Origin of the sequence: Kluyvera genomosp. 1 (assembly GCF_001266615.1) — a bacterium.
Lineage (GTDB): Bacteria > Pseudomonadota > Gammaproteobacteria > Enterobacterales > Enterobacteriaceae > Kluyvera > Kluyvera cryocrescens_A.
Genome location: NZ_LGHZ01000012.1, coordinates 192,956 through 206,219, shown reverse-complemented (window position 1 = coordinate 206,219; position 13,264 = coordinate 192,956). Strand labels below are relative to the sequence as shown.

Genomic DNA, 13,264 nt, shown 5'->3' with positions numbered 1-13,264 from the left:
CACGAATTCGTCGCCTTCTTACAACGCGAAATCCTGAGGGTATTCTTCTCAATTTTAATAAGGATAAAACGATGGCCACTCCACACATTAACGCAGAAATGGGTGATTTCGCTGACGTAGTTTTGATGCCAGGCGACCCGCTGCGTGCTAAGCACATTGCTGAGACTTTCCTCGAAGATGTCCGTGAAGTAAACAACGTTCGCGGCATGTTAGGTTTTACCGGTACCTATAAAGGCCGTAAAATTTCTGTGATGGGCCACGGTATGGGTATCCCATCCTGCTCTATCTACACGAAAGAGCTGATCACCGATTTTGGCGTGAAAAAAATCATCCGTGTGGGTTCTTGTGGCGCTGTACGCGCTGACGTAAAACTGCGCGACGTGGTTATCGGTATGGGGGCTTGCACCGATTCCAAAGTGAACCGCCTGCGTTTTAAAGATCACGATTTTGCGGCTATCGCGGACTTCGGCATGGTGCGTGACGCCGTTGATGCGGCGAAAGCGCTGGGCGTTGACGCTCGCGTCGGTAACATCTTCTCCGCCGATCTGTTCTATACGCCGGATCCAACCATGTTCGACGTAATGGAAAAATACGGCATCCTGGGTGTGGAAATGGAAGCGGCCGGTATCTACGGCGTTGCGGCTGAGTTCGGTGCGAAAGCGCTGACCATCTGTACCGTGTCTGACCATATCCGTACCCACGAGCAGACCACTGCCGCTGAGCGTCAGACCACGTTCAACGATATGATCAAAATTGCGCTGGAATCCGTTCTGCTGGGCGATAAAGCGTAAACATTGTTGTACCCGGTGGTGCGATGCTCACCGGGTTTACAGGTATGAATATTGCCGGAGAAGGCGTTATCGCTCTCCGGCAATTTATTAGCGCACAGCCCCCGCAATCCACATCGACAGTTCCCGCAGCTCGCTTTCCTGTTCCGGAAAATCATCAATCAACGCTTCGCAGGTTTTCTGCAGCACGTCTGAACGGTACTGACAGCCTTGTAAACGCTCAGCAAGCGCTTCCAGCGGCGCAGGGTTCAGGCTATCGGTAAATACCTGCGTGCGGGTGATTAGACCTTTCTCAACATCGAAATGCAGCTCTACGCCGCCCCAGGTAAAACGCTCATCCAGCAGATGTGAAAAGGCGGGCGCCTGACCGAAGTTCCACTCCCAGCTGCTCTGCCGAGCAAAGGTTTCGGCAAAGTTGGGCAGGTCGGGGGCTTTATCGGGAGAGATAATCTCTGCTTCGACGCGCTCACCGTAATGCTGAAAGAAGGCTTCAGTCACGGCTTCACAAATTTGTTCATGGGTAATATTTGGCAGCAGCTCAACCAGGTTCGCCACGCGGCCACGCACGGAAGTAATTCCCTTGGCCTGTAGCTTTTTCTTATCCGGATTCAAGTAGTTGGCCAAACGGCTAAGGTCGGCATTGAGCAGCAGCGTGCCGTGATGAAAGCCGCGATCTTTGGTTTCTCGATAGGCCGAACCCGAAACTTTGCGGTCTCCCTCATCGGTTTTGACGATCAGATCGTTACGCCCGGAAGCCTCTGCGGTGATCCCCAGCGAATTCAACGCCTCTAGCACGATAGCCGTGGAGATGGTTTTGTCATACTCCGGCTTACCGGCCATAAAGGTGAAGCAGGTATTCCCCAGATCGTGGAATACCGCGCCACCGCCGCTGCTCCGGCGCGCCAGACGAACGTTATCTTCTTCCATACGCCGGGTATTACACTCTTTCCACGGATTCTGTGCCCGACCGATAACCACCGTATCGGCATTACGCCACAGGAAGAGTACCCGCTGAGTGGCAGGCATCTGGCGAAAAATGCACTCCTCAACGGCGAGGTTAAACCACGGATCGTGAGAATCTGAAAGCAGCAGGCGCAGCGTTGGCATAGCGATTTCCTTTTCTGATTAATCTTTATCTTCGTCCTGCACCGGCTTATTGGCGGTGAGCAGGAACGGTGACTGCTGCCAGCGGGTGCGTTTACCGCGCAGCAGGGTGCGGGCCAGCACGACGCCAATCGCCAGCGATAGCAGTAGCATCAGGCGTAAAATGTTGGTGGTGTTATCCACCTGCCCGGATTCGGTGGCGATGGTATGGGTATCCAGCGTCAGGCGTAGATAGCCCAGCGGACCATTCTTCCCTTGAATAGGTTCGACGATCTGCTGATTGAAGTAACTACCGGCCTTTTTACCATCGAGCGCAAGGCGATCGCGGAGATCGACCTGTTCACCGGCGCGGGCGATCAGATCGCCTTGTTCATCATAAACGCCAGCATCGAGAATGCGGCTTTTAACGGTAAGTTGTTTGAGTAAATTGCCAATTTTTTTCTCGTCCGGCGTTTCGCTTTTCATCATGGGGGCCAGGTTCAGCGAAACCTGATAGGCCAGCGTTCTGGCGAGTTCTTCGAGCTGAGGATTTCGCTGTTTTTGGCTTTGTTGACTGAACCAGGAGGCTCCCTGCATCAAAGCGACCAGCAGGGCGAGACATATCAGAACAATCGCGGTGCGATGCAGTCGAAATTTCAGTTTTGCGCGAACCATATTCCACCTTTGAAAATTTACAGCTTAATGTTGCCAGAAGCGTTGGTTACAAGGTAGCCTCATGCGTTATTTTCCTGGGCTTAATAGAGAAGATTGGAGCTGTAATGCCAAACAGTTTGACCTGGTGCGACCTGCCTGAAGATGTCTCCTTGTGGCCTGGGTTGCCGCTTTCGCTTAGCGGTGATGAAGTGATGCCGCTGGATTATCACGCCGGACGCAGCGGCTGGCTGCTGTATGGCCGTGGCCTCAATAAGGATCGCCTGACAACTTATCAGCGAAAACTGGGTGCGGCTATGGTGATCGTAGCAGCCTGGTGCGTTGAAGACTATCAGGTGATTCGTCTGGCGGGTTCATTAACCCCGCGAGCGACACGCTTGGCACATGAGGCCACGTTGGATGTCGCCCCGCTGGGGAAAATTCCTCATCTCCGTACGCCGGGTCTGCTAGTGATGGATATGGATTCCACGGCGATCCAGATCGAATGTATCGATGAGATTGCCAAACTTGCCGGAACCGGGGAGCTGGTTTCTGAAGTGACCGAACGCGCGATGCGAGGCGAACTGGATTTTAGTGCCAGCCTGCGCCAACGCGTTGCGACGCTGAAGGATGCTGACGCTAATATTCTGCGTCAGGTACGCGACACGTTGCCATTAATGCCCGGCTTAACCCAGTTGGTGTTAAAACTCGAAACGCTGGGCTGGAAAGTGGCCATTGCGTCCGGCGGCTTCACCTTCTTTGCTGAATACCTGCGCGACAAGCTGCGTTTGACTGCGGCGGTTGCCAATGAACTGGGTATTCGCGACGGCAAGTTAACGGGAGAAGTGGTGGGCGATATTGTCGATGCGCAGTACAAAGCCAAAACGCTGCTCGAGCTGGCTGAAAAACATGAAATCAACCATGCGCAGACGGTGGCTATCGGTGATGGTGCCAACGATCTGCCGATGATCAAAACGGCCGGGTTGGGTATTGCGTATCATGCCAAACCAAAAGTGAATGAACAGACGGAAGTCACTATCCGTCATGCTGACTTGATGGGGGTATTCTGTATCCTCTCCGGCAGCCTGAATCAGAAATAAAGAGGTTAACGTGGCGAAAGCTCCTAAACGCGCATTTGTCTGTAATGAATGCGGTGCGGATTACCCTCGCTGGCAGGGGCAGTGCAGCGCCTGCCAGGCGTGGAATACCATCACCGAAGTGCGCGTTGCGGCTTCTCCAACGGTCGCACGTAATGAGCGCTTAAGTGGTTATGCGGGAAATGCGGGCGTCGCAAAAGTCCAGAAGTTGTCCGACATTAGCCTGGAGGCACTGCCGCGCTTTTCTACCGGCTTTAAAGAGTTCGATCGCGTATTGGGCGGCGGTGTGGTGCCTGGTAGCGCGATTCTGATTGGCGGTAACCCGGGAGCCGGGAAATCGACGCTGCTACTGCAAACCTTGTGCAAACTGGCTGAACAGATGAAAACGCTGTATGTCACCGGGGAAGAGTCGCTGCAGCAGGTGGCCATGCGCGCGCATCGCCTGGGCTTGCCGACCGCTAATTTGAATATGCTCTCGGAAACCAGCATTGAACAAATTTGCCTGATTGCTGAGGAAGAGCAGCCGAAGCTGATGGTTATCGACTCCATCCAGGTGATGCACATGGCGGATATCCAGTCGTCGCCGGGCAGCGTTGCGCAGGTGCGCGAGACTGCGGCATATCTCACGCGCTTTGCCAAAACCCGCGGTGTGGCTATTGTGATGGTTGGCCATGTGACGAAAGATGGTTCTCTGGCCGGCCCAAAGGTGCTGGAACACTGTATCGACTGTTCAGTTCTGCTTGATGGCGACGCCGATTCACGTTTCCGTACCCTGCGAAGCCATAAGAACCGTTTTGGTGCGGTGAATGAACTGGGCGTGTTTGCCATGACCGAGCAGGGCCTGCGTGAGGTTAGCAATCCATCCGCTATTTTCCTAAGCCGTGGTGATGAAGTCACCTCCGGTAGTTCGGTGATGGTGGTTTGGGAAGGCACGCGGCCGCTGCTGGTTGAGATTCAGGCGCTGGTGGATCAATCGATGATGGCGAACCCAAGGCGTGTTGCCGTGGGGCTTGAGCAGAATCGTCTGGCGATTCTGCTGGCGGTACTGCATCGTCATGGTGGCCTGCAGATGTCCGATCAGGACGTGTTTGTTAACGTCGTCGGCGGCGTGAAGGTGACGGAGACCAGCGCCGATCTTGCGTTGCTTTTAGCGATGGTTTCTAGTCTGCGCGATAGACCACTTCCACACGATCTGGTGGTATTTGGTGAAGTCGGGTTGGCCGGTGAGATTCGTCCTGTGCCGAGTGGCCAGGAGCGTATATCAGAAGCGGCGAAGCACGGTTTTCGCCGCGCGATTGTCCCTGCAGCAAACGTACCCAAGAAACTCCCGGAAGGGATGCAGGTGTTTGGCGTGAAAAAACTGTCTGACGCACTCGGTGTTTTTGACGATTTATATTCATAGATACGACGTTACTCAATATTGTCGGACATATTGGCCCGGATAGTGCGGTGAGGACTTCCGGGTTTTTTGTATAATGGGTATATGGTTTATCCCAATTTTTGCAGGAGGCTCTTGTGTCATCGTTTGACTATCTTAAAACCGCAATCCGTCAGAAAGGCTGCACCTTACAGCAGGTCGCTGACGCGAGCGGCATGACCAAGGGCTATTTAAGCCAGCTTTTGAATGCCAAAATTAAAAGCCCCAGCGCGCAAAAGCTGGAAGCGTTACACCGTTTTCTCAATCTGGAATTCCCACGCCAGCAAAAAAATATCGGCGTGGTCTTTGGGAAGTTTTATCCCCTGCATACGGGGCATATCTATCTTATTCAGCGCGCCTGCAGTCAGGTGGACGAGTTACATATCATCATGGGTTATGATGACACTCGCGATCGCGCACTGTTTGAAGAGAGTGCGATGTCTCAGCAGCCAACGGTGCCCGATCGCCTACGCTGGCTTTTACAGACTTTCAAATATCAAAAAAATATTCGTATCCATGCTTTTAATGAAGAAGGGATGGAACCGTATCCGCATGGTTGGGACGTATGGAGCGCGGGGATAAAAAACTTCATGGAGGAGAAGGGCATTCAGCCTAACTGGATTTATACCTCCGAAGAGTCCGATGCGCCGCAATATCTCGAACATCTGGGAATTGAAACCGTGCTGGTGGACCCGAAACGTACCTTCATGAATATCAGCGGTGCGCAGATACGTGAAAATCCTTTCCGCTATTGGGATTATATACCAACTGAAGTTAAGCCCTTTTTTGTGCGTACAGTGGCAATCCTCGGCGGCGAGTCGAGCGGGAAATCAACGCTGGTGAATAAGCTGGCGAATATCTTCAATACCACCAGTGCGTGGGAATATGGGCGCGACTATGTTTTCTCTCACCTGGGCGGTGATGAGATGGCACTTCAGTATTCAGACTACGATAAAATTGCCCTTGGCCACGCGCAGTACATCGATTTTGCGGTGAAGTATGCTAACAAAGTGGCATTTATTGATACTGATTTTGTTAGTACTCAAGCGTTTTGTAAGAAGTATGAAGGACGTGAACATCCCTTTGTGCAGGCGTTGATCGATGAATATCGTTTCGATCTGGTCATTCTGCTGGAAAACAATACACCATGGGTGGCTGATGGTTTGCGTAGCCTCGGTAGCTCAGTAGACCGGAAGGAGTTCCAAACGTTGTTGGTCTCAATGCTCGAGAAGAACAACATTGATTTTGTCCACGTTGAAGAGTCGGATTATGACTCACGCTTCTTGCGCTGCGTCGAATTGGTGAAAGAGTTAATGGGCGACTGATTAAATGAAGGGCTTTTCTGATGAAAAAGCCCTTTATATATAATATAAAATCGAGCGTTATTTTGAATTATATCCATTCATTGTATTGTTTATTATGAATATATTTTAATAATAGATATATATAAATATACCCGTAGAGTGTATTTATATCTTTTTTATATTGATTCTAATGAATTCCTATCAATTATAAGATAAATTTAAACCCGTTTTTAATTTAACTAAATCACATAGACTGCGAAATAACACGAGATTGAGTACAATACAGCAAGGCATAAGTGCCTTCTGAAATGTTCAATGGAGTGATGTTTCGGGCCTCTCCGATAGCTGAAAAATATATTCAGGCATTTAATATATTTGCATCTCTCTCTTTAATCATTTCCCAAAAATATATGTTTTCACCGTTAGCATTCTGGTAGCTATAAGCCATGGGCGGTAGCGTGCCAAAAATAAAGTGACAGATTGAGGTTGTATGGCGAGGAGCGGCTTAGAAGTACAGAAGGCGGTTATCAAAGCATTATTCATGCGTGAAATAAAAACGCGCTTTGGAAAGTATAGATTGGGATATTTGTGGGCGGTGTTGGAGCCGGCTGCTCATCTTTTAATTCTTTTAACAATATTCGGTTACATTATGAAGAAAACAATGCCGGATATATCTTTTCCCGTTTTTATATTAAATGGACTGATACCATACTTCATATTTACGAATATAAGTAACCGGTCAATAAAAGCAATCGATGCAAACTCAGGTTTATTCAACTATAAACCAGTAAAACCAATCGATACTATATTTGCAAGAGCTATTCTTGAGAGTTTCATCTATGTTTCGGTATATATATTTTTGATGGCATTGGTTGGTTTGCTTGGTGAGGAATATGAGGTGAATCAGATTATAGATCTCGTTATGGCATGGTTTTGCATTATCATTTTTGCGTGTGGAGTAGGTACTATTTTTATGGTGATAGGCAAAACATTTAGGGAGACTGAAAAATTTCTTCCTATTCTATTGAAACCACTTTATTTCATTTCATGCATTATGTTTCCATTGCACTCTATTCCAGAGGAGTATAGGAAGTATATTTTAATTAATCCAATAGTTCATGCCGTTGAGATAAGCAGAGAGTCTGTTGTTGCAGGATATTCAAGTGCTGGCGTCAGTATGTGGTACTTGGCATTTAGTTCATTACTTACATTTTTTATAGGAATTGTATTGTATGAATTTCAGGAAGAGGCAATGCTCACATCATGATAGAGATTGAAGGTTTAACGAAAAGTTATAAAACTCCACATGGTCGGAAGTATGTATTTAAGGATGTAAGCATTGTTCTTCCGGAACATAAGAGCATAGCCTTAGTAGGCAGAAATGGAGCAGGAAAATCTACATTACTAAGAATTATCGGCGGTATAGATAAGCCTGATCGAGGAAAAGTTATAACTAATAAAAAAATTTCATGGCCTGTAGGTTTATCTGGTGGGTTTCAGGGAAGCCTTTCAGGCCGAGATAATGTAAAGTTTGTTGCTCGGGTTTATGCTAAGGAAGCCCGTGTTTCTGATGTTGTTGATTTTGTCGAAGAGTTTTCTGAGTTAGATAAATACTTTGATATGCCAATCAACACATATTCTTCCGGAATGCGATCAAGACTTGGTTTTGGGCTAAGTATGGCATTTGAATTTGATTATTACTTAGTGGATGAAGTTACCGCTGTTGGAGATGAAAAATTCAAAAAAAAATGCTCTGATATATTTAAGGAACGTGGTAGGCAATCAAATATATTAATGGTGTCACACAGTTTTCACTCATTAGTTGAACATTGTGATGCTGCATTGTTTTTCGATCGTGATAATAATGTGACATATTTCGATACGGTCATAGATGCTATAAAAAAATATAGGTTTGAAGAGTTTGGTATAGTTTGATTATATCGTGTATTACGCATTAAATATAATCAAGGTGGATGATGAAGAAATTATTTAAGTTAGTACGAACCCCTGGTCTTTTTTTTCGCGATTATTTAATGAAAAGACACCCGATAATTAGGAATGAAATACGGTGTCCATTACATGAAGAGAGAGTGCTTATTGATCATGATATAGTTATAGAGAGTAAGTTATCTACCAATTTCCCAGTAGATGTGGTGTATACATGGGTGGATAACAATGATATAAAATGGCTTGAGAAAATTAATAATTATAATGTAAAAAATAAAGAGCGGTTAGGTAGATATTCGACTGATAAAGCAAGGTTTGACAATCACAATGAGATATTTTATTCAATAAAAAGTGTTCTAATTAATATGCCATGGGTAAGGAATATTTTTATTGTAACCGATAATCAGATTCCAGATGTTCTTTATTTATCGAGTAAAATTAAAGTTGTCGATCATCACGATATTATTGATGAAGCTTTTCTTCCAACGTTTAACTCTCATGTCATTGAGGCGCATTTGCATAAAATCGAAGGATTGTCAGAGAATTTTATATATTTCAATGATGATGTTTTTGCAGCTCGTCCATTAACGGCCTCTCATTTCTTTAAAAGTAATGGTATTGCATCACTTTTTATATCTTCAAAAGATTTAGATGTGCTAAAACAAAGAGGTGTGGATACACCAACGTTATCTGCATCTATTAGCTCAAGAGTATTGTTGAATGCTGATTATGATGTGCCAATTGGTGGTTCTTTAGTACATACATATATACCTTTGAAAAAGAGCATGTTTACTTTAGCTTGGGATATTTATGCGAAAGAAATACTTGGTTTTTTATCTAATCGATTTAGAACAAACTATGATTTAAATCTAGCTACTTATCTTGTTCCATGGTTGGCATATTTAGAAGGCCAGGCTGTTTTAGCGAGAGACATTTGCTATTACTTTAATATTAGGTCTAACTCTGCAATAGACAGCTATAGGGCACTAATCAATGCATTACATAATGGATGTCAACCACATTCATTTTGTGCTAACGATTTTCATACGGAAAAAGAAGCAATTGATAATTATCAAATACTATTGATAACAACTTTAGAAAGTTATTTCAAGGCAGATAATTCATATACAACTAATGGAATTTGTAATAAATGAACAAAAAGTTAAAGAAATTAATTAGAGAGCCTAAACTTTTTTTTAGTGACATGCTGTCTAAAAGAAAAATAGTTGTTCAAAAGAAAAACATTGCGGAGCATGGTCTAAATGATGTCAAGAAAAATGCTGCGAAAACAAAAACACGGTATTCGTATGAAATTGTTGTTGTAGTGAATGAGAAAGTATCAAATCTAGAACGTTGTATGTCTTCTATCTATGAGCAACAGGACTTGGACTTTGAAAATATAAATGTAACAATACTCGATTTAGGTGTAAATGAAGAACAGACTGTGTATATAAGTTCTTTAAATGAAAATGTGAAAGTGTTTTCTGTCAAAGAAGAACTAGGGTATTTATCATTTACCTCATCATTACAACAAAACTATACTCTTTTTATATGGGGAGATGATTTCCTCGATATGACTTTCTTTAAGGCAACTGATGATTTTTTATTGTCGGATTCTAAAAAAGTAAGAAGAGGGTCGATTATCTGTTCTGCTGTGTTGACTGCTAATTCTAACAGCGAAGTTGGCCGTAATTTTAATCCTATTACAGCATTACATTCTAAGTTATCTGTAGATAATATGTTACCTGAGCAGATGGCTGTTGATTCTATTTATGGGTGCTTGTTTCCATCTGGTGTTCTGAAGGCAATATTGCGCAAGCAAGGAGGGTTTTATACTTTAAAATTTGATGGTATTGGCCTTTTCTTTGACATTTTTAGAAGCCTTCCAGAAACCAGGAGAATAACTATTTCTACAAAGTCAAAATATCTAGTTCATGAGGAAAATATATCAAACCCATTCAAGGAAAATAGTTGGAGTGAGCCTGTTTTATTTACTGAGTATTTTATTTTACTTGGTGATAAGTTTAAATTAAATATTCCAGGAGCAAAAAAGTGGCAAGATTTCTTGAGACGTTCACTTTTCTATATGCTTTTAAAATACATAAAAAAAGGTCTTGTCAATCAGTCTTTGTTAGATAATCTATCAAATGATGAAAAAAATAAATTCCTTGAGTCATTTAAAGAAACAATGCAATTAATTGGTAAGGAAGTTATTAATAAATTCAATATTTCATGCGCTGAACAGTTTAAAGTTGGCTGCCTAAATATCATTGGGAAAGAACGAATTAGCAACGCTGTCGATATCCTTCAGTATGATATAGATAAAAATATGTTTATGCTTAGATATTATACATCATCGTTATTGACAGAATGTTTTATTATTGGGAGTAAAGATATCATCCCGTGCATTGATAAAAACATTTCACACAATCTATTCGGAGAGGTGTTTTTTGTTGAACGTGTCGCCTGGTTAAGCGCAAGCAGTGATGTTATATCCAAACCATTATCTATAAAATTAAATAATCGTTTAATTAAGATGCGAGGATTGGATAAGAAAGTTGTTAATTCAATTACACCAGTTCTTATTAAAAGACAACATATTAATCTTAAGCCAAAATTTAAACCATCTTCAATATATCGCGATGCTTGGATATTCATGGATCGTGACAATCAAGCTGATGATAATGCTGAGCATCTATATCGGTACGTACATAATACCCGACCAGATATTCCTGCATGGTTTGTACTACAAAAGGAATCCCATGACTGGCAGAGACTAAGCGATGAAGGTTTTAAACTGCTCGCTTTTGGTGAGGCTGAGCATGAAAAAGCATTAGAATCATGCTCTCGGGTGATTAGCTCACATGCTGCGCAGTTTGCAACAGATTACTTCAAAGATAAACGCATGACATGGAAGAAATTTATCTTTCTTCAGCATGGTGTTATACATAATGATCAGTCAGCATTATTTAAACCTGATTGGAAAAAATTTGATTTATTTGTAACATCGGCAATTGGTGAATATAAATCAATAGTAGATGATATGAGCCCTTATAAATTCACTCCTAAGGAAGTGGCTCTTACTGGATTACCACGGCATGATGCGTTAATAAATTCTGAAATTGAAAGTGAGAAAATCATTCTGGTAATGCCGACATGGAGGCCATCATTACTAGGAAAGGTTATTTCAGGGACTGAACGTGAGTTGCTTCCAGATTTCGTTGAAAGTGAATATGCTACGACGTGGTATAATTTTCTATCAAATGATAAGTTAAAATACGCTGCAGAATCTTCAGGATATAAAATTATTTTTTTCCCTCATGCGAATATACAACCATATCTGGATAAATATACTCTTCCAGAACATGTGACGGTGTTAAGTCATTCAAGTGGAAGTATTCAGGAGCTTTTTTTACGTGCTAGCATAATGATTACGGACTATTCTTCAGTTGCTTTTGAAATGGCATATCTTAATAAACCTGTATGCTATTATCAGTTTGATGAGGATGATTTCTTTAATAAAGGTCATTATAACAAAGGGTATTACAGTTATCGAGAAAATGGTTTCGGGCCTGTTTATAATGATGAATATGAGGTTGTAGATTTCATTATAAAAACGATAGCTAATAATTGCATTATGCATTCAAGTTATGCTTTGAAAGCAAATGTATTCTTTCCATATAGAGATGGACTCTGTTGTGAAAGAACAGTGGCTGCAATTGAATCTCTCGATAAGAAAGAGTTGAGTGATAGTGTCTTTTCTGATTCTGATTATGTGTCTGGAAGAGCTAAAACAGCTGAATGGGCATTGAAAGCTTATGAAGCTCAAAATATGATTATTGCTAACCGACGGTATTCTTCAATTTTCTCTGAAAAAGATGGTGAGGAGCAATTTGAAAAAATTGATAATAAATATATAGTCAACTATATCGATGTGCTTACACATCTTGGCTATATTGATAGAGCAATAGAATTTATCCAATTGGCTTCTAAATTACCTATAGATCAGTCATTAAAGTTAAGATCTCAAATAAATTTGGTGAAAAATATCCTTATGGAGTCTGATGGCGTTATTACCTTACAAGATAACGATATAGAAGGATTCTATTATAACTTATTCTTTTCAGAAGGTTGTTCTTTAAATAAAATTACAAATAACAATTTTTTGCGTGAATGCGATGAGGTGTTTTTACAACTTTATAATGAAAATCCAATGTCCGCAGTTAATTATATTTCCGAGAATATATCTTCTTTTGATTTTGTTGTAATAAACCATACAATTTTGATGTATAGAGTTTTTGAGTTATCTGGACATCCGGAGTATATAATAAGAGACTATCCTAAGCTCTCTATGCTAGATAAACAAAATATTCTTGTTAAATTTATCTATTTACGATCTCTTTATAAACTTAACAAATGGAGTGTAATTCAAAAATATATTGGTTTGTCAAGTATTCTTCAAGGGAGGACATCTATTCCACTATTTGCTTCATGTTATTTTTTTAGTATGAGGGGGGCTCATTTAAAAATAAAAAATATAGATGACTTTGCATTCTTGTTTTTATCACCATCATTATTAAAAGAGAATTATAGATTAGACGTTTTAAAATATTTTTTGTATATTGATAAAGATCTACAAAAAGTAAAGTTGTTTATTGATGAATGTTTTGAAACTATTCCAGTGAGGATTATTGAGGATTATTTATACAGATTGTGTTCAGATAATTTCACTAAGGAATCCTATGATTATTTTAAAAGGATTAATGTTTCTAAGTTGTCGAGTAAAAGTCTTGAATTATTTGGAGAATTGGCTATGTCTTATGGTGAATATGAAACCGCGGTGGCCTGTTTCCAACAGGCTTGCCTACTAAAGCTGCCTATAGTTGATCATGAAATGAAGAGCAGACTTGCAACTGCTAGAATTTGGGCTAATGAAGATACAAGAAAAGTCCTTACCTGTTGATTTGTTCTTTAAGA

Annotated in this window: 10 protein-coding genes; 8 read left to right on the top strand and 2 right to left on the bottom strand. The window is 42.2% G+C overall.

The genetic code is table 11. From position 1 onward, the window contains the following. Positions 1–71 precede the first annotated feature (71 nt). A complete protein-coding gene (deoD, locus tag KP80_RS08400; protein WP_035894565.1) occupies positions 72–791 on the top strand; it encodes a purine-nucleoside phosphorylase in 720 nt (239 codons plus the stop codon). An 87-nt stretch (positions 792–878) separates the two neighbouring features. Here the strand turns inward: deoD and lplA are convergent, their stop codons facing one another. Further along, entirely contained in the window at positions 879–1,895 is a 1,017-nt protein-coding gene (gene lplA / locus KP80_RS08395) for a lipoate--protein ligase LplA (RefSeq protein WP_052283186.1), read from the bottom strand. An 18-nt stretch (positions 1,896–1,913) separates the two neighbouring features. Further along, positions 1,914–2,546 carry a YtjB family periplasmic protein gene (locus KP80_RS08390; protein ID WP_052283184.1) on the bottom strand — a complete coding sequence of 211 codons (633 nt, stop codon included), beginning with the start codon at positions 2,544–2,546 and terminating at the stop codon, positions 1,914–1,916. 104 nt (positions 2,547–2,650) lie between these two features. Between KP80_RS08390 and serB the strand changes: the two genes are divergently transcribed. From serB to KP80_RS08355, 7 genes are all read left to right on the top strand, one after another. Continuing rightward, positions 2,651–3,622, top strand: coding sequence for a phosphoserine phosphatase (gene serB, locus KP80_RS08385; protein WP_052283182.1), 972 nt, complete (start codon positions 2,651–2,653; stop codon positions 3,620–3,622). Between the two features lie 10 nt (positions 3,623–3,632). Then, positions 3,633–5,021 carry a DNA repair protein RadA gene (radA, locus tag KP80_RS08380; protein WP_052283181.1) on the top strand — a complete coding sequence of 463 codons (1,389 nt, stop codon included), beginning with the start codon at positions 3,633–3,635 and terminating at the stop codon, positions 5,019–5,021. 113 nt (positions 5,022–5,134) lie between these two features. Next, complete coding sequence (nadR, locus tag KP80_RS08375) at positions 5,135–6,361, top strand: multifunctional transcriptional regulator/nicotinamide-nucleotide adenylyltransferase/ribosylnicotinamide kinase NadR (protein ID WP_052283179.1); 1,227 nt, start codon at positions 5,135–5,137, stop codon at positions 6,359–6,361. 469 nt (positions 6,362–6,830) lie between these two features. Then, positions 6,831–7,607, top strand: a complete 777-nt coding sequence (locus KP80_RS08370) for an ABC transporter permease (protein ID WP_052283176.1) — start codon at positions 6,831–6,833, stop codon at positions 7,605–7,607. After that, the gene (locus KP80_RS08365) at positions 7,604–8,275 is read left to right on the top strand and encodes an ABC transporter ATP-binding protein (protein ID WP_052283175.1); all 672 of its coding nucleotides are present in this window, start codon (positions 7,604–7,606) and stop codon (positions 8,273–8,275) included. The genes KP80_RS08370 and KP80_RS08365 overlap by 4 nt, the downstream gene beginning before the upstream one ends. Before the next feature lie 41 nt (positions 8,276–8,316). Continuing rightward, positions 8,317–9,441 (top strand): stealth family protein, encoded by a 1,125-nt coding sequence (locus KP80_RS08360; RefSeq protein WP_052283173.1) that lies wholly within the window; start codon positions 8,317–8,319, stop codon positions 9,439–9,441. After that, a complete protein-coding gene (locus KP80_RS08355) occupies positions 9,438–13,250 on the top strand; it encodes a CDP-glycerol glycerophosphotransferase family protein (protein ID WP_052283171.1) in 3,813 nt (1,270 codons plus the stop codon). The genes KP80_RS08360 and KP80_RS08355 overlap by 4 nt, the downstream gene beginning before the upstream one ends. The last annotated feature ends 14 nt before the right edge of the window (positions 13,251–13,264 follow it).